Source organism: Paenarthrobacter sp. A20 (genome assembly GCF_024168825.1).
In the GTDB taxonomy this organism is placed as follows: Bacteria; Actinomycetota; Actinomycetes; order Actinomycetales; family Micrococcaceae; genus Arthrobacter.
Genome location: NZ_JALJWH010000001.1, coordinates 2,991,129 through 3,015,576, shown reverse-complemented (window position 1 = coordinate 3,015,576; position 24,448 = coordinate 2,991,129). Strand labels below are relative to the sequence as shown.

Below are 24,448 nucleotides of genomic sequence, written 5' to 3'. Positions count from 1 at the left end.
CAGCGCAATGCCGGACGTCGCTAAAGGAACGCCCACGGCATGACTGTACGTGCTTCTCCCATCCAGACTTTAACTGTCGGTACCGGAATTTCACCAGTTCAACCGTCTGCCATCGAAGATCCAATCAATTGGAATCCGATGGCTCGCGGGTCGCGGACTATAACCGCCGGTTCGGACTTACACCGACCCCGGAGCACGTATGTGTGTTGTTATTCTGCCACAACTACCAAGATGGCCGGGCTATTCCCGGCCATCTTCGTAACATGTGGTGACGATCGTCAGGCGAACGTCGCCGTCACAGCCTGACCCGCCGCACGGAGTCGATCGATGGCCGCTGCGGGGTCCTGGTGCCCGTAGACCGCCGAGCCTGCCACGAACACATTGGCACCGGCTTCGGCTGCCCTGATGATCGTCTCCTCAGTGATGCCCCCGTCCACTTGGATGGCCACGCCAATGCCGGAACCTTCGATTGCCGCCCGCGCACGTCGGATCTTGGGCAGGGTGATGTCCAGGAAGGACTGTCCACCGAATCCGGGCTCCACCGTCATGATCAACAGCATGTCCAACTCGCTGAGCATGTCCAGGTAGGGCTCAACCGGTGTAGCCGGACGAAGGGCCATTCCCGCTTTGGATCCCCGCGCACGCAGTTCGCGTGCCAGCTTGACGGGGGCCATGGCGGCTTCCGCGTGGAATGTCACTGACGCCACGCCTGCATCCGCGTAGGCAGGTGCCCAGCGGTCGGCGTCGGAAATCATCAAATGCGCGTCCAATGGAACCGGACTGACTGCTTGAATCCTCTGAACCACCGGCAGGCCGAGCGTCAGGTTGGGCACAAAGTGGTTGTCCATGACATCAACGTGGACGGCATCGGCATTGCTGATCCGTTGAAGTTCCGCCTCAAGGTTGACGAAATCCGCAGACAGGATGCTCGGGTTGATACAGCACTGAGACAAGGCAGCCCCTTCGGGTCGGTGGGAATGGCAAGCCGGGTTCCGGCACTTACGGCTTTTTACGGATGATGGCCATGAACATGGCATCGGTCTGGTGGACGTGCGGCCACAACTGGGCTGTTTGTTCGTGACCGGCGCCCAAGTTCCCGGTGAGGCTGACATCGTCAAGCGCCTGACCGGCGTCGAGCAGTTCCAGGTCCTCACGTTTGGACATGACGTCGCTGACAACCGCGGTGGTCTCGGCCGGGTGCGGCGAGCATGTCACGTAAGCAACCACGCCGCCGGGCTTCACGGCATCAATTGCAGACTTCAGGAGATCACGCTGCAACGGGCCGAGGTCACCAATGTCCTTGGGTGAGCGCCGCCACCGCGATTCGGGTCGCCTACGCAACGCTCCCAGCCCACTGCAGGGAACATCAACCAGCACGCGGTCGAAAGCTTCTGCCTGTTCCGAACCCACGTCGCGTCCATCACCAGTCCGTACCGACCAGGTGTCCTCCGGAACAGCTGAAAGGGCCTGCTGTACGAGCTTCGCCCTGTGTGGCGCGGGCTCATTGGCCAACAAGGTAGCGCCGTCCCGGTGCGCCAGGGCAGCCAGAAGGGCGGCCTTGCCTCCCGGACCGGCGCACAAGTCCAGCCAGCGTTCGCTTCCGGAAGGGGCATCAAGGTCCACGCCGGCCAAAGCACGGGCAACCAGCTGGGATCCGACATCCTGGACACGGGTGGTTCCGCGACGGACCGTCTCCAGGCGACCGAGGTCTCCACCGGCGGACAATGCCGAATCTTCCACCAGTTCCCCTGCCGTGGCCCCATTCTCGAAAGCCTCGTCCAGGCTTCCCAAGCCCGGCAGCGCCACAAGATTGACCACCGGCGCGGCGTTGTCCGCCTCCAGCAGGTCATCAATCTCCGACTTCGGACGGCCATGGTTGACCAGTGACTGGCGCAGTGCGCGCACGATCCATTCGGGGTGGGCATGCCGGAGCGAGGCGATCCGGGTCTCATCGGTTTCATTGGCCAGCAGGATGTCCAGCCACTCGCCCATGCTGTGGGCAGTGACCTTGCGAAGGACTGCATTGATCAAGGCCGACGGACCTGCGCCGATGACGGCTCGTGCCAGGCCAACGGTCTGGTCCAACGCCGCATGCGCAGGAACTCGCATTGAAAGCAACTGATGGGCGCCAATCCGGAGGGCATCCAGGATTGCCGGATCCAACTGATCAAGGGGGCGGTCCACACAGCGGGCAAGAATGGCGTCGTAGGTGCCTTGACCGCGCAAGGCGCCATAGCTCAGCTCTGTGGCGAAGCCGGCGTCCCGGCGATCCAAGCGGTGTTCGCGGATGCGGGCTGGAAGCACGAGGTTGGCGTAGGCATCCTCGGAAGCAACGGCACGGAGGACTTCGAAGGCCACAAGGCGGGCCGGATCAGCGCGGCGCGTCCGTTGGGAGGGCGCGTTGTTGGTGAAGCCCCGCTGGGGTCCCCTGTTCCGCTCCCTGCCCTGGGCGTTGCGTTTGCTCTCGCCGCGTGGTCCGCGATTTCCTTGCCCGCCGCCATCCCGGCTCCCGCTGTTGTTGGGGCCTCGGCGGCCGGACTCGCTCATTCGAATACCACTCTCTCGGGTGCTGCCAAGCCGCGGGCCCAATCAGCCGACGACATCATTTTCTTGCCTGCCGGCTGGATCCGGCCCAACGCTAGTGCATGGGAACCGGTTCCCACCAGGACGGATTTGCCATCCGCACGGATGGACCCAGGCGCCAGGTCCTTGACTTCGGGCCTCAACTCGACAGATTCCAGCTTGACTCTCTGGCCGTCCAAGGTGGTCCATGCCCCGGGCTCGGGAGTAACCCCGCGTGCCCGGCGGTTCAAGGCCAGTGCGGGCTGTTGCCAGTCCAGACGCCCGTCGTCGAGCGTCAGCTTGGGAGCCAAGGACACGTCCCCGATTTGAGGCTGAGGTGACGCTTGACCGGCGTCGATCGCGGAGAGGGTCTGGCTGAGCAGTACTGCACCGCTGATGGAGAGCCGCTCCAGCAGCTCACCGGCAGTATCCTCGGGACCAACTGTCTCAGTAAGAGTTCCGAACACAGGCCCGGTGTCAAGGCCTTCTTCGAGCTGGAATGTCACAGCGCCGGTGACATCGTCTCCAGCGATGATGGATCGCTGGACCGGCGCTGCGCCGCGCCACGCAGGGAGGAGGGAGAAGTGCAGATTGACCCAGCCGTGCTTCGGGACACCCAAGGCAGCTTTGGGAACGATGCCTCCATAGGCAACAATGGCGGCGACGTCGGGAGTGAACTCCGCGATTCTGGCCGTGGTACCGGCATCGACCTTTGCAGCACGAATGACCTCGATACCCAGTTCCATCGCCCGTGCAGCCACAGGCGATGGAGTCAGGATGCGTTTCCGCCCAACTGGTGCGTCCGGGCGCGTCAGGACAGCAACGACGTCGAAACCGGCTTCGACCAAAGCATCCAACGAAGGGACAGCGACGGCGGGAGTTCCGGCGAAGAGGACCCTCACTCCGGCGCTCCGAAGCTGCCGCCACCGAAGCTTGATCCCACGGTGTTGGCACGCTTGGACGTGGTCTGCTCGGTAATGGCGTGGTAATTGGCGTTCCGGATGGCACGGAGAGCTGCCTTGCGGTCCTCCCCTTCCAACCTGTCCGTGTACAAAATGCCGTCAAGGTGGTCCGTCTCGTGCTGGAAACACCGGGCCAGCATGCCCTCGGCTTCCACCGAGACCGGGTTGCCGTTGATATCAACACCGGTGGCCCTGGTTGTCCGGAAACGGCGGACCGGGAAGCCCAGGCCGGGGATCGAGAGGCAACCCTCTACTTCGTCCGGCTGGAAGTCATCGCTGTTCTCCAGGACCGGGTTGATGATGTGGCCTTCCACTCCCCCAATGCGGTAGGTAAAAACGCGCTGGCTGACACCGATCTGAGGAGCGGCGAGTCCTGCACCCTCCACGTCTTCCATGGTTTCGGTCATGTCAGCTACCAGCTTGGCGAGCTCCGGACCGAAATCGGTGACGGGGTCCGCTACGGTGCGCAACACCGGATCCCCGATGATTCGGATACTCAAAATTGCCATGTGCTGTCAGTCCTCACTATCGTCAAACCCGGCTCCGGGTGTTGCGGAGCCTAAGCCAGTTTAGTTGAGGTCATTCGCCGCTGCCGCTGCTTGCCGCCCCGGCCCCAACCGATGCAAACACAGGTGGAGCAATGGGCAACAGTGCTTGTCCCGCTGCAGAGACGTCTGCCGACATTTCCCAGACGCGCCGAAGGGCGCAGAACTTCCACCAGTGGTGCTTGAGGATTTCCGGGTTGGCCCGCATCGGCCTGACTTCGGTCTCTCCGATGGCTACAGCGAGCAGCATGGGATTGTCGCCGTATTTCCATGGCTCCCATTCCCCGGCAACGGGATCAACCAGGCTCTCCTCAGCCTTCATCCCAGCGGCAAGCTGCATGACCACTTTGTCATCCAGCGCCTTGACCGTTCCGTCCCGGGTAGTGCCTTTGGTCTTGTAGTCGATCAGGCAGATACGTCCGTTGATCCGGGCCACAAGGTCAAGTGTCCCGGCGTAGCCCACAGTCTTGTTCCACACGGTGATCTCGGGGGCCAACGGCTCCACCCGGTACAGCTCCCACCATTCATCAAAACGGGCGGCAAACGCCTCCTCACCATGGGCTGCGAGGTCGTCCCGGCATTCCTGCATGCGGTGCGGGCGCCCCAGAGCACGCAAGGCAACCTGCTCGCAGTAGGTGTGCACGCGGTCGCCGCGTGCTGCCGCTGCATCCCGGTACACCTCCGCCGCTTTGGCGGCTTTGTTGATGGCCTGGCGGGTCTTGGCTGGACTCCCCAGGATCGCGGGAAGCTCCGGATCCGCAGCGAGACTGCTCGCACCCATGTAACTGAACCAGCCATCCAATGAGTGCGCCTGTTGTCCGATTACCGTGGTGATCGAGGGCACCGAAAATTGCTCCGTGGTGGAGCGGGCATACATCCGGCCGTAGTCAGTAGCGTGGGCAAGCAGTGGAGCAGTCATATAAAGACTGTGTCATACAGGGCCGACAGAATTCTCCGGCGGGAAGACCATTGCGAGCTGCTCCGGGGGCAGCCGGGCGAGCTTTCCAGCGAGGATAGGGGCCGTCAAGGCAAGATCCTCGAACAGCAGGGCGGGTTCCGCGGCAGCCGGGGACAATTCTGGTTCTTTTTGTTCGCGCATGTTGATGGGTATCGCGTCCGCCCGGTTCGTGACGCAGAAACGCACAATCCCCAGACAAACAAGGCGCAAGCAAAAAGAAACCCCGTTCGGACCGAAACAATCAGTCCAAACGGGGCTTCCCGGTGGTGGGCGATACTGGGTTCGAACCAGTGACCTCTTCGGTGTGAACGAAGCGCGCTACCACTGCGCCAATCGCCCGGGTGCATAGAAAACACTAACGGACCATCGCTGGAATGCAAAACCCATCGGAGCGCTGCATTTGCGGTCGAACTACAACCATGGAATTACAGCCATGAAACTCCGCGGGTTTCCCGGAAAATCAAGGATCCAGGGGCCATCGCGCACCAATGCAAGCTACCGATTTGGAGATTGCAGGAACCTCCTATAGAGTTTTTACTCGTCGGAAAGCGACGGAAAGCCTGCAGGGCTGCCCGCCGAAACGACACTGCGGACGTAGCTCAGCTGGTAGAGCACCACCTTGCCAAGGTGGATGTCGCGAGTTCGAATCTCGTCGTCCGCTCGCAAGGCACTGTCAAAGCAGGAATTCCCCGGAATTCGGCTTACACGGTGGGTTGGCCGAGAGGCGAGGCAGCGGCCTGCAAAGCCGTATACACGGGTTCGAATCCCGTACCCACCTCGGTGAAAACCATGTCTTCCAGCAGTTGGCTGGATGCATGGGCGATTGGCGCAGCGGTAGCGCGCTTCCCTGACACGGAAGAGGTCACTGGTTCGATCCCAGTATCGCCCACCAGAACAAGGCAACTTGTTTGTTGTTGACGTCCAGGCATCAGCCCGGAAGACAACATGTGCGGACGTAGCTCAGCTGGTAGAGCACCACCTTGCCAAGGTGGATGTCGCGAGTTCGAATCTCGTCGTCCGCTCTCCTTTTTGAAGGACATTGAAGGACCCGGTAACGGGCGATTGGCGCAGCGGTAGCGCGCTTCCCTGACACGGAAGAGGTCACTGGTTCGATCCCAGTATCGCCCACCAGAACAAGGCAACTTGTTTGTTGTTGACGGCCAGGCATCAGCCCGGAAGACAACATGTGCGGACGTAGCTCAGCTGGTAGAGCACCACCTTGCCAAGGTGGATGTCGCGAGTTCGAATCTCGTCGTCCGCTCCAGAAAAGAAAAGCAGCTCCCCGGAGCTGCTTTTTTTGTGCCCAATTTTGGCTTATCGCCGACTCATTACGTGAAGTAACTGATACCCCTCAGAAGAATTCGCTTTATCTAATGTGATTCGGCTCGCATAATGTACTGCGAGCTCATCACCGTTCCACGCCAACTGGCAGGAGTACCCCCATGAATCAACAGACGACTTCCAAGTCCGTCCTGAGACGCAAGCCGATCGACGACATTGAGGAAGAAAACAAGCACAGCGGACTATTCAAGAGTCTTGGCCTCTGGCAACTGACGGCCATCGGCGTCGGGGGAATTATCGGCGTCGGGATTTTCTCCCTTGCCGGACTTGTAGCCCATGGCAGCGAGGGAACTCCGGGCGTTGGCCCTGCCGTGCTGTTTTCCTTCCTGATCGCCGGCCTGGCGTCCGGCGCAGCCGCGCTTTCCTACGCCGAATTCGCTGGGATGATCCCCCGTGCCGGCTCGGCTTACACCTACGGCTATGTGGCCCTTGGCGAGATCATTGGCTGGTTCATCGGTTGGGACCTCCTGCTGGAATACATCGCCATCGTGGCAGTGGTGGCCATCGGCATCTCCGGCTACTTTGACGCGTTCCTCTCCGGCATCGGAATCCACATGCCAACCTGGATGACGTCCACTGCCGACGAGGGCAAGGGCGGCATCATCAACCTCCCCGCGATCCTCGTCTGCCTCTTGGTAACGTGGATCCTGAGCCGTGGAACCAAGGCGTTCGGCCGGTTCGAACTTGTCGCGGTAGCCATCAAGGTCATCCTGATCCTCTTCATCATCGGCCTTGGCATTTTCTACGTGAACGCTGAGAACTACAACCCGTTCATGCCCAGTGGCTTCGGTCCGGTCATTGCCGGCGCCGCGACCGTCTTCTTCGCAGTCTTCGGTTATGACGCCATGAGTACAGCGGCGGAAGAGGCCAAGGACGGCAAGAAGCACATGCCCAAGGCCATCATCCTGTCCTTGATCATTGCCATGCTGTTGTACGTCGCTGCCACGCTGGTCCTCACGGGGATGCAGAACTACAAGGACATCAATCCCACCGCCGGCTTCGCATCGGCGTTCCAAGGGGTCGGACTCCCGGTCATTGCCACCATCATCTCGGTCTTCGCTGTCCTGTCCATCCTGACCGTCATGCTCACGTTCCTGTTGGGCGTCACCCGCGTGTGGTTCTCCATGAGCCGCGACGGCCTGCTGCCAGGCTGGTTCGCCAAAACGGACCGGCACGGCACGCCACAGCGCGTCACATGGATCGCCGGCGTCGCCTCGGCGTTCCTTGCCGGCGTCTTCCCCATCAAGGAAGTGGCCGACCTGACCAACATCGGTATCCTGGCCGCTTTCGTGGTGGTTTGTGTTTCCGTGATTGTCTTCCGCTACACCAAGCCCAACGCTCCGCGTACCTTCCGCCTGCCGCTCATGCCGGTGGTTCCCGCCTTCGGCGTCCTTGCTTCGGCATTCCTCATGTTCCAACTGCACTGGGAAACCTGGTTGCGTTTCGGAGTGTGGCTGGTCATCGGGCTGGTGATCTACTTCGCCTACGGCCGAAGGCACTCGCTGATGAACCCGGATAGTCCCCGCCATAAGGTGTCCAGTACGCCGTCGGCATAGTTTGACCACAGCACCGCCCCGAACCCTTGGCACCCATACCATCTGGTGTTAGGGTCGGACGCGGAGGAGCGAACTGGCTCCGCGATGGAAGGGAGGTGCCCGTGGGTTTAATTGACGACCTGAAGGGTAAGGCTCAGGGTCTCATTCAAGGCAACGAAGAAGCCATCAAGAATGGCATCGAAAAGGCCGGGGATTTTGTGGACGAGAAGACGGGCGGCAAGTACGCCGGTCACGTCGACAAGGTCCAGAATGCCGCTTCCGACTTCGTGGCCAAGAATGACGGAGAGCCTCAGCAGGCTCCCGTCGCGGATGAGCCGAAGCAGCCATAGCTGCCTGAGCCGCCGTACCAGATACGTCAAGGGGGCACCGGTCCCGCCGAGAGGCGCCACCGGTGCCCTTGGCGTTTAACGGCCAACTTCTACGGTCGCCTTTGGCCGGTCAGGTACTTTGGTCTCTATGCCTTCAGTCTCCCCGTCAACCACGCAACCCCGGACCAACCGGGAGCCACTGGGCCCACCGATCACTGCCGGCATCGTCACGGCGCTTGTCGGTTTCACCTCGTCATTCGCTGTTGTCCTTGCGGGTTTGCAGTCTGTCGGGGCCAATCAGTCCCAGGCATCCAGCGGCTTGCTGGTTCTGACCCTTACTTTTGGCCTGGGCATTCTCTGGCTGTCCTGGCGATCCCGGATGCCGGTGACGCTCGCATGGTCCACGCCTGGCGCGGCGCTGCTCGCCTCTGCTGGAATGGTCGACGGCGGTTGGCCGGCCGCCGTTGGTGCCTTTTTGATCGTCGGGGTACTGATCGTCCTCACAGGTTTGCTTCCCGTCCTGGGCCGGCTCATGGCTAAAATCCCCACGGCATTGGCGCAAGCCATGCTCGCCGGGGTCTTACTCCCCCTGTGCCTGGCGCCTTTCAAGTCGTTGGGCTCGGCGCCGCTCTTCATTGCTCCAGTGGTCCTGTGCTGGGTTGTCCTGATGAAATTCGCACCGCGGTGGTCGGTCCCGGCGTCGTTGCTGGTTGCCCTTGCCGTCATCGGAATCCACATCGCTTCCAATGGTGTCCAGTTACCTGTGGACAGTCTCCTGCCCAGGCTGGAATGGACCACCCCTGCTTTTTCCCTGGAGGCTGCTGTGGGGCTGGCGTTGCCTTTGTTCATCGTCACGATGGCGTCGCAGAACATTCCCGGTGTCGCGGTGCTGAAGTCATTTGGGTACGCCACGCCATGGCGTTCATCCATGCTGGTCACTGGAGCTGGAACCATGGTCGGTGCACCCTTCGGAGGCCATGCCATCAACCTGGCTGCTCTCAGCGCGGCACTGGCCGCGGGTGAGGAGGCGGGCAAAGACCATGGCAGGCGCTGGATCGCCGCGTTCGTCTCCGGCTTCGCCTATCTGGTCCTCGCAGCCGCATCCGCAGCACTGGTTACCTTGGTGGCTGCTGCCCCGCCAGGACTTCTTGAGGCCGTGGCCGGTCTCGCACTCCTGGGGACCTTGGCCGCGTCAATATCCTCCGCCCTGGCCGTCACCGAGGAACGCATTCCGGCGTGCATCACTTTCCTACTGGCAGCATCGGGCCTCAGCTTCGCCGGTGTGGGCGCTGCTTTCTGGGCTTTGGCTGGAGGTATCCTGGTCCGCTGGATGCTGAAGAGCAGGGAGCCTCTTCAGAAGGCCTGAATCAGGCAGGCTCGTGGTTTTGGGCCTCACGGGCAAGTGCGGTCAGCCTGGAAACAGCGCGGAAGTACTTCTTCGTGTAGCCGCCGGTCATCATTTCTTCGGTAAAGAGCTTATCGAAGGGGACGCCGCTGGCAAGGATGGGCACATCTTTGTCGTACAGCCGGTCGGCCAGCACCACAAAGCGCAGGGCGACCGCCTGTTCGGTAACGGTTTCGACGTCACTCCACACCACTGCCTCCACACCCGAGATGAGCTGCCGGTAACGGCTGGGGTGGACGGCGGCCAGGTGGTTGACGAGGGTGCGGAAGTCGTCCACGGCCACAGTCTTGCCGTCGAATTCGGCTTTCATGCGGTGCTTGAGTTCTTCTGTCTTGAGCGGCGCAGGAGCAGCCGGCAAGCCGCGATGGCGGAAGTCCTCGCCGTCGATCCTGACGACGTCGAATTGGTCGGCGAGGACCTGGATCTCACGCTGGAAGTCGACGGCGGCAAAGCGCCCTTCGCCCAGCGAACCGGGCAGTGTGTTGGACGTGGCAGCGAGCTTGACGCCGGCGTCGGCCAGTTCACGCATGAGGCGGGACATCAGCACGGTGTCCCCGGGATCGTCGAGTTCGAATTCGTCGATGCAGACCAGCTTGTAGCTGCTGAGGGCTTCAACAGTCTTTCGGAAGGAGAGTGCCCCCACGAGGTTGGTGTATTCCACGAAGGTGCCGAAGGCCTTCGGACCCGGAGACCTGTGCCACAGAGACGCCAAGAGGTGGGTCTTACCGACACCGAAGCCACCGTCCAGGTAGATTCCCGCCCTGGTGGCCGGCGCCTTTTTGGCGAACAGTTTCTTGAAGAGCCCGCTGCCTTCGTCGGAGCCCACACCATCTGCAAAGGCCGAGAGGAGCTTTACAGCGTTTGCTTGACTCGGTTGCGACGGGTCGGGCCGGTAGCTGTCGAACGACACCTCTCCGAATCGCGGAGAGGGGTAGAAACCCTTGAGGAGTTCCTCCACGGAGACTGCCGGCGTGCGGGCAGCCAGTTGTTCGATCTGTACCACGGTGGTCCGTTCCTTCGGTATTAGGTCCCCAGCAAGAATACCGGCTTCGGAGCGCTCGGAACGGACACGTGACCAAGCCCATGTTTCACCGTATGACCACAGGGAAGCATTCCTGGCGACCCGTGGTTAGTGTTGGGAGCACGCCGGGCTGGCGCTTGCACCATCCTCCCCGGCCTGGCTCCGTCCGTTGTCAGTGAAAGGCCATCACCATGTCCTACCCCGTTGAACAGAACGAAAAGTTCGCGTCGTACGCGAACCCTGAACGCCTTGTCTCCACCGAATGGCTCGCGGCAGCACTTGCAGACGGCGCTATTGCCGACGGCAAGCTGGTTGTCGTGGAGTCCGATGAAGACGTCCTCCTGTACGAGACCGGCCACATCCCGGGCGCCGTCAAGATCGACTGGCACACCGACCTGAATGACGAAGTCACCCGTGACTACGTGGATGGTGCCGCATTCGCCGCCCTCGCCGCGTCCAAGGGCATCTCCCGTGACAGCACCGTGGTCATCTACGGCGACAAGTCCAACTGGTGGGCCGCCTACGCCCTCTGGGTTTTCACCCTTTTCGGCCACCAGGATGTCCGTCTCCTGGACGGCGGCCGGGACAAGTGGATCGCTGAAGGCCGCGAGCTGACCACCGAAGCTTCTCAGCCCGCCGTCGGCGAATACCCGGAGGTAGAGCGCAATGACGCTCCCATCCGCGCGTTCAAGGAAGACGTCCTGGCGCACCTGGGCAACCCCCTGATCGATGTCCGCTCCCCCGAGGAATACACGGGCCAGCGCACCCACATGCCGGCCTACCCCGAGGAAGGCGCCCTCCGTGGCGGCCACATCCCCACGGCCGCATCGATTCCGTGGGCCCGTGCCGCTGCGGAAGACGGCACCTACCGCAGCCGTGAAGAACTCGAAGCCCTGTACCTCGGCGAGGCCGGGCTCAAGGCGGGCGACGACGTGGTGGCGTACTGCCGCATCGGCGAACGTTCAAGCCACACGTGGTTCGCCCTGAAATACCTCCTCGGCTTCGATACCGTACGCAACTACGACGGCTCCTGGACGGAGTGGGGCAACGCGGTTCGGGTTCCCATCGTCAAGGGCGCCGACCGGGGTGCTGTCCCTGCCGCTTTCGCAAGCAACTAGCAAAGCAGCGGGGGCCCGTAGTGTTGCGGCACACAAAGTGCATTCGCCGCTGTAGTGCGTAAGCTGGAAGAGATGAGTACATACACTTTGCCCGCCGCATTGGCGGAGATCGTCGATGACTTCCAGGCACTGACGGAGCCTGACCGCCTGCAGCTTCTGCTTGAGTTCTCCCGGGGCCTGCCGGAGCTTCCTGAGCGTTTGAAGGACCACCCCGAGCTGCTGGAGCAGGTCGTGGAATGCCAGTCGCCTTTGTTCCTCACCATCGAATCCGAGAAGAATCCAGACGGTGCCCGTAAGTACCGGCTCTTCTTCAAGGCTCCGCAGGAGGCGCCGACCACCCGTGGCTTCGCAGGTGTCCTGCACGAGGGCCTGGACGGACTGACAGCCGAAGAAATCCTGGCTGTTCCGGACGACATGCCCGAACTGCTGGGCCTGACCCGGGCCATCACTCCCCTGCGCATGCGGGGAATGACCGCCATGCTCGGCCGTATCAAGCGCAAGGTTGCAGCCGCGGGCCGGCTGGAACACTGAACCGGCTGGAACACTGAAAGGCACGCCCACACGGTATGGCCAAGAAGATGGCTTCACAGGGAACGCCGGCCACTGCAGCGCTTGCTGCGGCCGGCGTTCCCTTTGTGCTGCACCCCTATGCCCATGATCCGGCGGCTGCCAGTTACGGCCTGGAAGCCGCCGAAGTCCTGGGCATCGAGACCGCGCGGGTATTCAAGACGCTGATGGTGGAAGTTGAAGGCCGGCTGGCGGTGGCCATTGTCCCAGTGTCCGGCAACCTCGACCTCAAGTCCGTGGCTGCCGCCCTGGGGGCAAAGAAAGCGGCCATGGCAGATCCCAAAGCCGCTGAACGTCGCTCCGGATATGTGCTTGGCGGCATATCGCCGCTGGGACAGCGCCAGTCCTCTCCAACGGTTCTGGACGAATCAGCGCTGACCTTTGCCACCATCCTGGTATCCGGCGGACGCCGGGGGCTGGACATCGAACTTGCTCCGAGGGACCTTATCAAGCTGACCAAGGCCGCCGTTGCACCCATCGGTACCTCTCCGACGGCGAAGGTCTGAAGCCAGGCACGACCCTATCCGACAGGTCCTGACACAGCTGCTGGGCCCGCACTGCCGCCCTGTCCCGGATTGCTCCTCGGAGCCAACTGGCGTTGCAGCCAGGCGTGAACCACGCGCTGCCACCGTTCCGGATCGACGTTCCATTCCTTGGTGTGCCGCGCGCCGTTGAACGGCTCAAAGGTGACCATTTCCGGGTTCTTTTCAGCGAGGCTTGCAGATGGCCCGAAGGGAACGTAATCGTCATCTACGCTGTGGATCAACAGCGTAGGAGTGCGCAGCTCAATGGCGCGGGCTTCCCAGTCCATCGCCTTCAAGTCAACAGGAGCCGCGAGGCCGGTAAGCCTGCGCCCCAGCGGGTGTCCCAGCATCAGCTGTCCATAGCGCCCCACAGTGTAGGGAATCCTGTTCATTTCGGCGTGGTGCGCCATGACGTTGACCCAGTTGATAACAGGGGCGTCCAGCACCAGGGCGCGGATCAGGTGCCTGTATTTGGAGAGATCGGCCGTCTGCAGGCTGATGGCCCCGCCCATGGACCACCCAAAAAGGACGATCTCCCGTGCCCCATGCTCCAGCGCGTATTCGATCGCAGCCTCAACATCGCGCCATTCAGTGGATCCCAGTCCATAGCGACCGTCGAGTGCCGACGGAGCCAATCCGTCGTTGCGGTAGGAGATCAGCAGGCTGTCCAAGCCCAGGTCGTGCGCGGTACGTACTGCCCGGAGCCCTTCGAGCCGGGTGGCGCCTCGGCCGTGCACCATGATTGCCCACACGGGGGCGGGCGCCGAAGCGTCGGCGCGGATCAGCCACGCCGGTGCCTTCCCGCCGTCGACCTCTATGTCCACGTCTTCAGCCGCAAGGCCGATCGCGGCCGGGTCCGGGTAGGTAGCACCGCTCCACCACCCGCGGCGGGCCTCCTGCAGGTTGCCGCTGTAGACTTCCTCGACCTCTCGAAGGACCGTCTGTTCCGCAGGAGAATACGACACGATCCGGCCAATCCTGGCGTGGCCCTGGCCGCCAGAGAAAAAGAGGCTGAACACGCCGTCGATGGTCGTATCAGGGGTGGCGGCGAGGATGACCTGCAGCCCTTGGTCACTTCGGATGACTGCCAGGACTTCCTGGTCCTCGTGGCGGGCGGCCGGGGTGATGACCCGGCGGGCAAAGTAGACTGCGAGCGCCGAGGACCCGGCTCCCACCAGTCCGGCGAGGGTGCCACCCGCGATGAAGCCGGCAATGGCCCATTTGGTGCGGAGGGACAGTGTGTTCTCTGCAGCGTCGCTCGCTGACCGGTTAGTCGATGCCATGGTTCCATTGTTGCCGTTCCTGACGCCGCCCGGTGCACTTACGGACCGCGCGGCGCAGCGGCCCGCGGATTCGGGACCAAAAGCCTGCGGACACCGGTTCCCCGGGACTACGCTGTAGCCATGAGTGATCCCATAGTCATCCTGACTGAAGAACCCCTTGGCCCCGACGACCGCGTTAACATCGCCAAACTTGTGGATGGTGGAGACGCACCCCTTGTTGTCCTGGTGCCTTCCAATACCGAGCGACACCTCTTGGTGGACTTCCTGGAGAATCTTTCCTTGCTTGATATTGCCAAGGCTTTCCGCGAACTCACTGCGCAGTCGCCGGACCCCGAGGCCGAGCGTGCAGAAGCTTCCGAGACGTTGGCGGCTTCGCTGTCGGCCTTGGCCGGCTTGGGTGGCGGCGTCACAGGAGAGGTTTTCGACGGCGGTGCCGTGGCCGGCTTGGTTGCGAAGGTTCGGGCGCTCGATGCTGCCCAGGCTGTCGTGGTGACGCGTCCCCATGCCATCGCCGATACTTTCCACACCGACTGGGCCAACAAGGCGCAGGATCAACTGGGCCTTCCTGTCCTGCACCTGTACGCGGGTTCGGGATTTATCGGCGACTCGTGAGCGTTGCAGAAGGCATGAACACTCCTGAGAACACCAGCAAGACACCTTCTGCTCCTGTGGAGAAGAGCGATGCCCAGTGGCGCGAGGAGTTGACCCCGGAAGAATACCGGGTCCTGCGGCAGGCGGGCACCGAGAGGCCATACACCGGCGAATACTGGGACACCCACACTGAAGGTGTGTATCAGTGCCGTGCGTGTGGCAGCCAGTTGTTCACGAGCAGGGAGAAATTTGATTCCCATTGTGGCTGGCCTTCCTTCTGGGCGCCGTTGGCTGAAGGCACCGTCCGGTACCTTCATGACCGCACTATGGGGATGGATCGTGTTGAAGTCCGCTGCGCCAACTGTGATTCCCATCTAGGGCATGTGTTCGAGGGCGAGGGCTACGGCACCCCTACGGACCAGCGATTCTGCATCAACTCCGTTTCACTCCGACTGGTCAACCCCGAAGAGAGTTAGCACTTCCGGACGGATCGCCCAGATGCGGTCCGTCCGGGAGCATCTCCAGCGGTAAAACAGGTGCGGCGCTGGATCTCGAACCACGTAGAAACCCCACTTGAACAAGAGTTTCTTATGCTCAAGCCATTCTTGGATTAGCGATGCTTTTTGCTTGCTACGCTCGGCCCAGAAGAACTCACCAACTTGGAAAGGGCCGAGCTCCATGACAATCACCGCCACCTCCAGCCTCCCGCGTGTCACCGCCGACAACGCCGAGTGGGCTTCGCTTAAGGCTGCGGCCACGGCCCTGCAGGCATACCAGGAGCAGGACGGCTCCATCGCCGATTCCGGCGCCCACGGCGAGGCAGCCAGCCTCGTTGCGACAATCACAGATGCCATCACCGCATTGGCCCCGCTCTTCCCCCACGACGCCCGGTATCTGGAACTGCTGGTGGAAGACTTTGGCCACTGGGCACAGGGGGGTTTCGGAGTCCCGGACTTCCTGGATTCACTGCAGGCATTCCAGCCCCAGGAACAGCGCATCGACGGCCTCCAACACTTGGTGGTCTTCCCGATGTACACACAGAATGGCAGCAACAACAGGCTGGTTGAAGCCGTGCTGATCGAAGTCATCTGGCCGGAGTTCATCGGCGGCCTGGAGGCCGGCGAGTACTCCAACAAGCTCTTCGTCCCCATCCGTTTTGTCGATTTCACCCCCGGATACAACACCAACTCTGCGGTGTTGTTCCCGGAGACCGTCGCCGTCCGTGAGACCCCCACTTTCACGTGGGGAGCCATCTTCGCCGACCGCGAGGCCGCCCGTTTCAGGCGAGTCCTGAAGGCGGCCGCAGCAACGACGTCCCTTCAACTTCCCATGGACGCAGCCCAGCTGATCGAGGACCAGGAACTTACCCAGCGCACGTTCGTCATGTGGGACCTCATCCACGACCGCACGCACATGCGGGGCGACCTTCCCTTCGATCCCTTCATGATCAAGCAGCGGATGCCCTTCTTCCTGTACTCACTGGAGGAACTGCGCTGTGACCTGACGGCGTTCCGTGAATCCGTCCGCATTGAAAAGGACGAAGAAGCGGATCCCGATGCCCGAAAGCACGCCAAGCTCGTCCAGTATGCAGTGATCTTCGACCGGATTTTCCGTTTCGCCATCACAGGCAACCGGGTCCGCAACTACGACGGCCTCGGCGGCCAACTCCTGTTTGCGTGGATGCACCAGCACCATGTGCTTCACTGGACGGACAGCAAGCTCTCCATCGACTGGGACGAAGCCGCGTCGGTTGTGGTGGAACTCGGCGCCAAAATCGAAGAGCTCTACTGGCGCTCCATCGACCGCCCCAAGGCCGCCCACTGGTTGGCTGCCTACGAGCTTATTTCAAGTACGGTAACTCCCCACCCTGCATCGGTTTGGGCCAAGGGGCCAGATGCCCTGCCCCTGGACGGCCCGCCCCGTGGACTGACCGACCAAGTCCTCGACGACGAATTCCCGCTGTCCATGTTCTACGAAGCACTGGAGAAGAAGATGCGCCCCATCATCGAGTCCACCACCGGCATTACCGGCGCGACAGTAGCCTGATGAGCACACTGACCATCCTTGTGACCGGCGGTAGCAGCGCGTCCGGCATCGCTGCGGCGCGCGCATTGGGGGCAGCCGGTCACAAGGTGTTCACCGTGGGTTCGGACGAGCTTCGCATCACGGCGGCGGCTGTGGAAGCCGGCAACGGAGTGACGCCACTGGTGTGCGATCTCGCTGACCTTGGGTCCGTGCGTGAACTGGCGGACGATCTTGGCGGCCGAGGGGTTCAAGGCATCGACGGCATCGTCCATCTGGTAGGTGGGTGGCGCGGCGCCAAGGGCATCGAGGACCAGTCTGATGAAGACTGGGACTCCATGGAACGGAGCGCGGTCACTACCCTGCGGAACGTCTCCCGGGTTTTCTACAGCCAGCTTGAAGCATCTCCCTACGGCCGGCTGGCCATGGTGTCCTCAACCACTGCATCCGCTCCTACGGCCGCGGCCGCAAGCTATGCGGCGGCAAAGGCTGCTGCTGAAGCGTGGACGCTGGCGGTGGCCGACGGTTTCCGGCGGACGCAGTCGGCCGGCACGATCGCTCCCAGCGTGCAGCACAGCGCCGCAGTAATTTTTGTGGTCAAAGCCCTCGTGGATTCAGCACTGCGGGAAGCCCACCCCGAAAGGCGATTCCCCGGTTACACAGATGTCGAAGAACTCGCGGCTGCCGCCGTCGGGCTGTTCGAAGAACCGGCAGAACATTTGAACGGCCAGCGCATCCTGCTGGCCAAATAGACTTGAAAGCGTGAATGAACAAGTGACGAGCACAGCAGAGGCAATCCACAGCGCCGTACCAGGCCAACTCCATGACCCTTCGGTTCGTGGCTTTGCCTCGGACAACTACTCCGGCGTGCACCCGGAAATTCTTTCAGCACTGGCCTCAGCCAACGGTGGCCACCAGGTTTCCTACGGCGAGGACGTTTACACGGCACGCCTCCAGGACGTCATGGAGCAGCAGTTCGGCCCTGGCATCGAGTGCTTCCCGGTCTTCAACGGAACGGGCGCCAACGTCCTGTCCCTGCAGTCACTCCTGCCGCGTTGGGGAGCTGTCATCTGCGCATCCACCGCGCATATCAACATGGATGAGAACGGCGCTCCTGAGCGCATCGGCGGGATCAAGCTCCTCCAGGTACCTACCGAGGACGGCAAGCTGACACCTGGGCTGATCGACCGGGAAGCCTGGGGATGGGGCGATGAACACCGCGCCCAGCCCCTCGCAGTCTCCATTACCCAGACCACCGAACTTGGCACGTGCTACACGCCAGAAGAAGTACGCGCCATTGCCGACCACGCCCACGCCAAGGGCATGAAGCTGCACATGGATGGTGCCCGCCTGGCTAATGCCGCCGCCTACCTAGGCGTTCCCCTGCGTGCCTTTACCCGCGACGCCGGCGTGGACATCCTGTCCTTTGGCGGGACCAAGAATGGGCTGCTCTTCGGCGAAGTCGTGGTCGCACTGAACCCGGCAGCCGCCGATGGGCTGAAGTTCCTACGCAAGATGAACATGCAGCTCGCTTCAAAGATGCGCTTCATTTCGGCCCAATTCATCGCATTACTGGAGGACGGCCTGTGGTTGCGATCGGCCGCCCACGCCAACGCCATGGCAGCCCGCCTTCGCGCCGCCGTTGAGGCGATCGACGGCGTGGAGCCCACCCAGGCAACGCAGTCCAACGGCGTCTTTGCCATCCTTCCGACGGGCGTTGCCGACCGCCTGCGCCAGAGCTTCGCTTTCTACGACTGGGACGCTGCCCGCGGCGAGGTCCGTTGGATGTGCTCCTTCGATACCACCGAGGACGACATCGACGCCTTTGTCGCAGGGATTAAGCAGGAGCTCGGATCCGCATAACCCCATGCAAACCGGGGCGGCGAGCCTGCACGGATTCGCCGCCCCGGCCGCATAATCTGCGAGGGTGAACGCCCTCGCACAGGTTCCCTCGGACTTTCTCGTCGCCCTGGGAACGCTACGAAAAGCTCAATGCCGCAGTGAACTGCGCCTTGATGAAATTCCTGCACCTGCGAGGCTCGCCCCGTACGCAGTGGCCTTGGGCGCGGAAGTTTTCAGTCCCACCGCAGCCACCCGCCAGGTTCCAGTGCATGGACCGGCCGCCAAGGCCTTCGCAGCGAGCCAGGCCACCACACCGGCAAGCGAAGAAGACGACGAACTCGCCACCGGCCGCTTCATCCTCCTCTATGATCCCGACGGATCGGCAGTGTGGGAGGGTGAGTTCCGGATTGTCACCTATATCCGCGCCCAGATGGACGCCGAAATGGGCAACGACAGCATGCTGGGCTCTGTTGCCTGGACGTGGCTGGTGGACGCCCTCGAGAACCACGCAGCCCCCTACCGCGCTGCTGGTGGCACGGCAACGAGAATCCTCTCGGAGAGCTTCGGCACCCTGGCCGAACGCCCGGACACCATAGACATTGAACTTCGCGCTTCCTGGACTCCTGCCAGTGCGGACGTCCAGGCCCACCTGGAGGCCTGGTCCGACATGGTCTGTACATTTGCCGGGCTGCCGCCGCTTCCGCCGGGCGTCACGGGACTTCCCAACAGGAGGCTGAATTGACCGTCCGCCACATGCCGTCAACCGCATCCAAACTGCCGCCAGCAACCTGCCTCGGCGTGAATCGGTAAGCTTAAGCCACCATGACCCCTGAAAATCTGGATAAAACCACAGCCGGCGATCCGGTTGCTGATCCCACCACCCACATCAAGGTTGACGGCTTCGACAGCCACGTCCCTGAAGTCATCGACCTCGACACTCCCCGCGAAGGCGTGCCACTTGTCATCGATAGTCCCGCCGGACTTGAGCGGTGTGCTGCTGCCATAGCGGCAGGAACAGGACCGGCCGGAGTGGACGCAGAGCGCGCTTCGGGTTTCCGCTACGGCCAGCGCGCCTTCCTGGTGCAGATCCGCCGTGAGGGTGCCGGTACCTGGCTGATCGATCCCGAACCGTTCGACAACCTGGACATCGTCAACGACGCCCTGCGCGGCGTCGAATGGATCCTGCACGCGGCCACGCAGGACCTGCCTTGCCTGTCCGAGCTTGGCATGTGGCCGGACAAACTGTTTGACACGGAACTTGCCGCACGCCTCGCCGGACTCCCCCGGGTCGGCCTGGCGGCCGTCATCGAGCAACTCCTCGGATTCGGACTCGCCAAAGAACACTCCGCGGCAGACTGGTCCACCCGCCCACTGCCCGAACCGTGGCTCCGTTACGCGGCCCTCGACGTCGAGGTCCTGGCGGAACTACGCGAAGAACTCATCGAACTGCTCGAGGCGGACGGCAAACTGGAGTATGCCGAGCAGGAATTTGCCGGGATCCTCGCCGCAGGAATTTCCCCGCCCCGCGTCGATCCGTGGCGGAAGACATCAGGGCTGCACCAAATCCGCGATCGGCGCCAATTGGCCGCTGTCCGTGAACTGTGGAATGAACGCGATCAGTTGGCACGCAAACGGGATGTGGCACCGGGCAGGCTCATTCCCGACTCCGCCCTCGTTGCCGCCGCCAAAGCCATGCCCACCACCGTCCCCCAACTCCTGGCGACGAAGGGATTCCACGGCCGCTCAGCCCAACGTGAGGCCCCGCGCTGGCTGCGTTGCATCACCAACGCCCGCACGTTGACCGACTTGCCACCCCTGCATTTGCCCACCAACGCCCCGCCGCCGCCACGGGTCTGGGTGGACCGGGACCCCGAGGCCGCGGCACGATTGGCGACTGCACGGCCTGCCCTGCAGGCAAAGGCCGACGAACTCAATCTGCCCGTGGAGAACCTGCTGACCCCGGACTACCTGCGACGCGTTACGTGGCGGCCACCGGCTGACATTTCACTGGAATCCGTGGCCGCTGAATTGCGGACCCTCGGTGCGCGCGAGTGGCAGGTCTCCTTCGCTGCTCCCATCCTCACCGAAGCATGCTTGAACCCGAAGCCACTTCCGACCAAAGAGGCCAAGGCGAAGGACAGCCACCAGGCAAAGGAACCACAGCAACCCAAGGAAGCCGGCTGAGCAAGTGTCGACTCCTGGCCCGTCACCCGAACCACGGTTCGCGGTGGCGGGCCTTTTGCGTCCCCGTAACCGGGCCAACAGGGACAGCATGCGCCTTGCAAGCTAAGTTACCCACGAGTAACATTGCATCAATGCCAGCCGGAGTACCCGCGATGCGGGATCCGGCACCATGTCTCAACGAGGAGTTAAACATGAGTCCATCACGCAGTGCTCAGAGGAACGTTCGCGACGTCGTCTTCGTGGACGGTGTACGCACCCCCTTCGGCAAGGCCGGGGAAAAAGGCATCTATGCGGGCACCAGGGCCGATGACCTCGTTGTGAAGTGCATCCGCGAACTCATGCGGCGGAACCCGTCACTGCCTGCGGACCGCGTCGACGAAGTGGCTATCGCCGCTACCACCCAGACCGGCGACCAAGGCCTCACCATCGGCCGGACGGCCGCATTGCTTGCCGGACTCCCCCGTACGGTTCCCGGATTCGCGATCGACCGCATGTGCGCAGGCGCCATGACGGCAGTGACAACGACGGCGAGCGGCATCGGCTTCGGCGCCTACGATGTGGTCATTGCAGGCGGCGTTGAACACATGGGAAACCATCCCATGGGAGCTGGGGCAGACCCGAACCCGCGTTTCATGTCAGAGCGCCTCGTTGACCCGGCAGCCTTGAACATGGGCAACACGGCCGAGAACCTGCACGACCGTTTCCCTGCGATCACCAAGGACCGCACGGACGCCTACGCTGCCGCTTCCCAGGCAAAACTGGCCGCCGCCTACAGCAACCAGCAAATCCAACATGACCTGGTGCCCGTAGCCACCATGAAGCCCGGCCAGGGCTGGGCCCTCCACACCACGGACGAGCCCCCTCGCCCTGGAACCACCGTGGCCGACCTCGCCGAACTGCGCACGCCTTTCCGGGCCCACGGCCGGGTCACCGCAGGCAACGCAGCAGGTCTCAACGATGGAGCCACCGCCGCCGTCCTGGCTTCGGCTGAAGCCGCCCAAGAACTGGGCCTGTCGGTCAAAATGCGCCTCGTCTCCTATGCCTTCGCCGGTGTCGAGCCGGAGGTCATGGGCATCGGACCCGTTCCGGCAACCGAGAAGGCCCTCAAGTCCGCCGGCCTGGGAATAGAGGACATCGGGCTCTTCGAGATCAACGAGGCCTTTGCGGTCCAGGTCCTCAGCTTCCTGGACCACTTCGGCATCGCCGACGACGACTCCCGGGTCAACCGCTACGGCGGGGCGATCGCCGTCGGGCATCCGCTCGCTTCCTCCGGCGTTCGCCTCATGAATCAACTCGCGCGACAATTCGAGGAAGATCCTTCAGTGCGGTACGGCATCACGACCATGTGCATTGGACTGGGCATGGGTGCCACTGTGATTTGGGAGAACCCACAACACGCCGACTACGCATCCTCCACCGCTGATACCACCACCGCCACCACCGAAGGAGCCGCAGCATGAGCGCCGCCGAATTCCACAAGCTCGCCGCCCTCTTCCCCGACGAAGTCGTTACCCATTCCTACGTCCAGGACATCCAGCTTCCCGGGGCAGGCACTTTCGCTCTGATCACGCTGGACAACGGGCTGGACCACTCCAAACCCACGACCCTGGGCCCCAACACCCTGGTTGAACTGGGCGGCGTCCTGGAGAACCTCAAGGGACGCGCGTCACGTGGTGAAATCGTGGGCGTCGGCGTCACCGGCAAGCCGTACTTCCTGGTGGCAGGCGCCGACCTTTCAGCCGTGAAAACGCTCAAGGAACGTGAGCACGGCCTCTGGATGGCACAGCTTGGCCATGCCGTTTACAGCACACTGGCAGATCTGGGAGTTCCAAGCTTCGCCTTCATCAACGGCCTTGCCCTGGGCGGCGGCCTTGAGATCGCCCTGCAGTCCACCTACCGGACCGTTTCCACCGGCGCCGGTGCGCTGGCCCTGCCGGAGGCTTTCATCGGCCTCGTTCCGGGATGGGGCGGCGTCTACATCCTTCCTCGCCTGATCGGTCCCGAAAATGCGGTCAAGGTCATGATCGAGAACCCGCTGAGCAACAACCGAACCCTTACCGGACCGCAGGCCTTTGAGCTCGGCGTTGCCGACGCCATCTTTGAACCCGCTGACTTCGTTGAGCAGTCGCTGGCATGGGCGGCCCGCGTCATCACCGGCGACGTAACGCCAGAACGCAAGAACGCAGTGGATGCCTCGGACGACGCTGTTGCCACGCGATGGGCGGCCGCCGTGTCAGCAGGTCGCGGAGTGGTTGAGGCGAAGACGTCGAACGCCTCCCCCGCCCCGGCCAAGGTCCTGGATGTCATGGAAGCCAACCGCACCATGACACAAGCGGAATCAGCCGAACTTGAATGCGAGACCCTCGCCGGCCTGATGCAGACTGACGAATTCCGTTCGACTGTGTACGCGTTCCTGGACCTCGTCCAGAAACGCTCCAAGCGTCCCGCAGGCGCCCCTGACCGCAAGCTGGCCCGCCCGGTGACCAAAATCGGCGTCGTGGGTGCAGGACTCATGGCAAGCCAGCTCGCATTGCTTTTTGCAAGGCAACTCAAGGTCCCCGTCGTCATGACGGACATCGACCAGGCCCGGGTGGACAAGGGCGTGGCCTACGTCCATGCCGAGGTGGACAAGATGCTGGGGAAGAGGCGGATCAAGCCCGACGCCGCCAACAGGACAAAGGCGCTCATCACAGGTTCCGTCTCCAAGGAAGCATTTGCCGATGCCGACTTCGTCATCGAGGCCGTCTTCGAAGAGCTCCACATCAAGAAGCAGGTTTTTGCCGAAGTTGAGGCGATCGTCTCCCCCGAGTGCATCCTGGCCACCAACACGTCCTCACTGTCCGTCACGGCCATGGCCGAAGACTTGAAACACCCTGAACGCCTGGTGGGCTTCCACTTCTTCAACCCGGTGGCCGTCATGCCCCTCCTGGAGATCGTCAGGGCGCCCAAGACCGACGACGCCGTCCTGGCTACCGCTTTCGAACTCGCCAAGGGCCTCAAGAAGACGGCCGTGCTGGTGAAGGATGCCGCCGCCTTTGTGGTGAACCGTATCCTGCTCCGCCTCATGGGCGAGGTCATCGCAGCCTTCGACGAAGGAACACCGGCGGACGTCGCTGACAGTGCGCTACGCCCCATGGGCCTGCCCATGTCGCCTTTCACGCTCAGCGCCATGGTTGGCTTGCCGGTTGCGCAGCATGTCCAGGAATCGCTCCACGCAGCGTTCGGGGACCGGTTCCCCGTATCGCAGAACCTGCAAAAACTCATCGACAACGGCGTGAAGTCCCTATGGGTCCCGGGCCCCGATGGAGCACCTGTGATCCCGGCTGAAACCATGGCCATCCTGTCCTTCGGCGACACCCCATCCACGGGCGGGGAAGTCCTTCGCCGCACACAGGATGCCTTGGCAGAGGAAATCGGGCTCATGCTTGAAGAGGGCGTCGTAGCCGGACCTGAGGACATCGACCTTTGCGTCATCATGGGCGCCGGCTGGCCGATGTTCCTCGGTGGCATCACACCGTACCTTGATCGCGTGGGCGCATCGGAGCGCGTCAACGGCAAGAGGTTCCTGGCACCCGGAATCGCATCCGCACCGGCCTAAGCCACCGGACACATGACGGAAGAGGGCCGTGACTGGAGCACCTGCTCCGGCCACGGCCCTC

At 62.6% G+C, this 24,448-nt stretch carries 23 protein-coding genes, 7 tRNA genes and 1 riboswitch; of the genes, 21 read left to right on the top strand and 9 right to left on the bottom strand.

Translation table 11 applies throughout. The features are described 5' to 3' along the window. Positions 1–45: 45 nt before the first annotated feature. Positions 46–201, bottom strand: a riboswitch (FMN riboswitch). Between the two features lie 77 nt (positions 202–278). From rpe to J3D46_RS13985, 7 genes are all read right to left on the bottom strand, one after another. Continuing rightward, entirely contained in the window at positions 279–953 is a 675-nt protein-coding gene (rpe, locus tag J3D46_RS14015; protein ID WP_231338935.1) for a ribulose-phosphate 3-epimerase, read from the bottom strand. 46 nt (positions 954–999) lie between these two features. Next, a complete protein-coding gene (locus J3D46_RS14010) occupies positions 1,000–2,547 on the bottom strand; it encodes an RsmB/NOP family class I SAM-dependent RNA methyltransferase (protein ID WP_231338936.1) in 1,548 nt (515 codons plus the stop codon). After that, complete coding sequence (gene fmt / locus J3D46_RS14005; RefSeq protein WP_231338937.1) at positions 2,544–3,464, bottom strand: methionyl-tRNA formyltransferase; 921 nt, start codon at positions 3,462–3,464, stop codon at positions 2,544–2,546. The genes J3D46_RS14010 and fmt overlap by 4 nt, the downstream gene beginning before the upstream one ends. Beyond that, on the bottom strand, positions 3,461–4,033 hold the full coding sequence (def, locus tag J3D46_RS14000; RefSeq protein ID WP_231338938.1) for a peptide deformylase: 573 nt from the start codon (positions 4,031–4,033) through the stop codon (positions 3,461–3,463). The genes fmt and def overlap by 4 nt, the downstream gene beginning before the upstream one ends. Before the next feature lie 70 nt (positions 4,034–4,103). Further along, entirely contained in the window at positions 4,104–4,988 is an 885-nt protein-coding gene (locus tag J3D46_RS13995) for a cytochrome (RefSeq protein ID WP_231338939.1), read from the bottom strand. 12 nt (positions 4,989–5,000) lie between these two features. Continuing rightward, entirely contained in the window at positions 5,001–5,168 is a 168-nt protein-coding gene (locus tag J3D46_RS13990; RefSeq protein WP_231338940.1) for a hypothetical protein, read from the bottom strand. 123 nt (positions 5,169–5,291) lie between these two features. Beyond that, positions 5,292–5,366 (bottom strand) — tRNA-Val (locus tag J3D46_RS13985). A 249-nt stretch (positions 5,367–5,615) separates the two neighbouring features. Between J3D46_RS13985 and J3D46_RS13980 the strand changes: the two genes are divergently transcribed. The 9 genes from J3D46_RS13980 (at position 5,616) to J3D46_RS13940 (ending at position 9,598) form a co-directional block, all read left to right on the top strand. Further along, positions 5,616–5,688 (top strand) — tRNA-Gly (locus J3D46_RS13980). Positions 5,689–5,734: 46 nt separating this feature from the next. Then, positions 5,735–5,805, top strand: a tRNA-Cys gene (locus tag J3D46_RS13975). A 39-nt stretch (positions 5,806–5,844) separates the two neighbouring features. After that, positions 5,845–5,919 (top strand) — tRNA-Val (locus J3D46_RS13970). A 57-nt stretch (positions 5,920–5,976) separates the two neighbouring features. Further along, a tRNA-Gly gene (locus J3D46_RS13965) sits at positions 5,977–6,049 on the top strand. Between the two features lie 34 nt (positions 6,050–6,083). Next, positions 6,084–6,158: transfer RNA gene (locus J3D46_RS13960), tRNA-Val, on the top strand. 57 nt (positions 6,159–6,215) lie between these two features. Next, positions 6,216–6,291: transfer RNA gene (locus tag J3D46_RS13955), tRNA-Gly, on the top strand. Positions 6,292–6,469: 178 nt separating this feature from the next. Then, positions 6,470–7,924, top strand: a complete 1,455-nt coding sequence (locus J3D46_RS13950; RefSeq protein ID WP_231338941.1) for an amino acid permease — start codon at positions 6,470–6,472, stop codon at positions 7,922–7,924. Between the two features lie 95 nt (positions 7,925–8,019). Continuing rightward, on the top strand, positions 8,020–8,253 hold the full coding sequence (locus tag J3D46_RS13945) for an antitoxin (protein ID WP_231338942.1): 234 nt from the start codon (positions 8,020–8,022) through the stop codon (positions 8,251–8,253). 127 nt (positions 8,254–8,380) lie between these two features. Beyond that, entirely contained in the window at positions 8,381–9,598 is a 1,218-nt protein-coding gene (locus J3D46_RS13940) for a benzoate/H(+) symporter BenE family transporter (RefSeq protein WP_231338943.1), read from the top strand. A 1-nt stretch (position 9,599) separates the two neighbouring features. On the opposite strand, the gene zapE is transcribed toward J3D46_RS13940, so the two are convergent. Then, positions 9,600–10,640: a cell division protein ZapE gene (gene zapE / locus J3D46_RS13935; protein WP_231338944.1), complete on the bottom strand. Its 1,041-nt coding sequence runs from the start codon at positions 10,638–10,640 to the stop codon at positions 9,600–9,602. Positions 10,641–10,849: 209 nt separating this feature from the next. On the opposite strand from zapE, the gene J3D46_RS13930 reads away from it, so the two are divergent. The 3 genes from J3D46_RS13930 (at position 10,850) to ybaK (ending at position 12,849) form a co-directional block, all read left to right on the top strand. Further along, a complete protein-coding gene (locus J3D46_RS13930; RefSeq protein WP_231338945.1) occupies positions 10,850–11,776 on the top strand; it encodes a sulfurtransferase in 927 nt (308 codons plus the stop codon). A 72-nt stretch (positions 11,777–11,848) separates the two neighbouring features. Further along, positions 11,849–12,307, top strand: a complete 459-nt coding sequence (locus tag J3D46_RS13925) for a SufE family protein (RefSeq protein WP_231338946.1) — start codon at positions 11,849–11,851, stop codon at positions 12,305–12,307. A 35-nt stretch (positions 12,308–12,342) separates the two neighbouring features. Further along, on the top strand, positions 12,343–12,849 hold the full coding sequence (ybaK, locus tag J3D46_RS13920; RefSeq protein WP_231338947.1) for a Cys-tRNA(Pro) deacylase: 507 nt from the start codon (positions 12,343–12,345) through the stop codon (positions 12,847–12,849). A gap of 14 nt (positions 12,850–12,863) precedes the next feature. Here ybaK and J3D46_RS13915 read toward each other — a convergent pair whose 3' ends face one another. Then, positions 12,864–14,150: a S9 family peptidase gene (locus tag J3D46_RS13915; RefSeq protein ID WP_231338948.1), complete on the bottom strand. Its 1,287-nt coding sequence runs from the start codon at positions 14,148–14,150 to the stop codon at positions 12,864–12,866. Positions 14,151–14,270: 120 nt separating this feature from the next. Between J3D46_RS13915 and J3D46_RS13910 the strand changes: the two genes are divergently transcribed. From J3D46_RS13910 to J3D46_RS13870, 9 genes are all read left to right on the top strand, one after another. Continuing rightward, positions 14,271–14,762, top strand: coding sequence for a hypothetical protein (locus J3D46_RS13910; RefSeq protein ID WP_231338949.1), 492 nt, complete (start codon positions 14,271–14,273; stop codon positions 14,760–14,762). Between the two features lie 14 nt (positions 14,763–14,776). Then, entirely contained in the window at positions 14,777–15,217 is a 441-nt protein-coding gene (msrB, locus tag J3D46_RS13905) for a peptide-methionine (R)-S-oxide reductase MsrB (protein ID WP_231338994.1), read from the top strand. Between the two features lie 202 nt (positions 15,218–15,419). Beyond that, the gene (locus tag J3D46_RS13900; protein WP_231338950.1) at positions 15,420–16,787 is read left to right on the top strand and encodes a DUF6421 family protein; all 1,368 of its coding nucleotides are present in this window, start codon (positions 15,420–15,422) and stop codon (positions 16,785–16,787) included. After that, positions 16,787–17,515, top strand: coding sequence for an SDR family NAD(P)-dependent oxidoreductase (locus J3D46_RS13895; protein WP_231338951.1), 729 nt, complete (start codon positions 16,787–16,789; stop codon positions 17,513–17,515). Before J3D46_RS13900 ends, J3D46_RS13895 begins: the two co-directional genes overlap by 1 nt. Positions 17,516–17,525: 10 nt before the next feature. Further along, a complete protein-coding gene (locus J3D46_RS13890) occupies positions 17,526–18,626 on the top strand; it encodes a low specificity L-threonine aldolase (RefSeq protein ID WP_231338952.1) in 1,101 nt (366 codons plus the stop codon). Between the two features lie 64 nt (positions 18,627–18,690). Next, positions 18,691–19,347, top strand: coding sequence for a DUF3000 domain-containing protein (locus J3D46_RS13885; protein ID WP_231338953.1), 657 nt, complete (start codon positions 18,691–18,693; stop codon positions 19,345–19,347). 80 nt (positions 19,348–19,427) lie between these two features. After that, entirely contained in the window at positions 19,428–20,789 is a 1,362-nt protein-coding gene (locus tag J3D46_RS13880) for an HRDC domain-containing protein (protein WP_231338954.1), read from the top strand. A 191-nt stretch (positions 20,790–20,980) separates the two neighbouring features. Beyond that, positions 20,981–22,249, top strand: coding sequence for an acetyl-CoA C-acyltransferase (locus tag J3D46_RS13875; RefSeq protein WP_231338955.1), 1,269 nt, complete (start codon positions 20,981–20,983; stop codon positions 22,247–22,249). Next, on the top strand, positions 22,246–24,387 hold the full coding sequence (locus J3D46_RS13870) for a 3-hydroxyacyl-CoA dehydrogenase NAD-binding domain-containing protein (protein WP_231338956.1): 2,142 nt from the start codon (positions 22,246–22,248) through the stop codon (positions 24,385–24,387). Before J3D46_RS13875 ends, J3D46_RS13870 begins: the two co-directional genes overlap by 4 nt. The last annotated feature ends 61 nt before the right edge of the window (positions 24,388–24,448 follow it).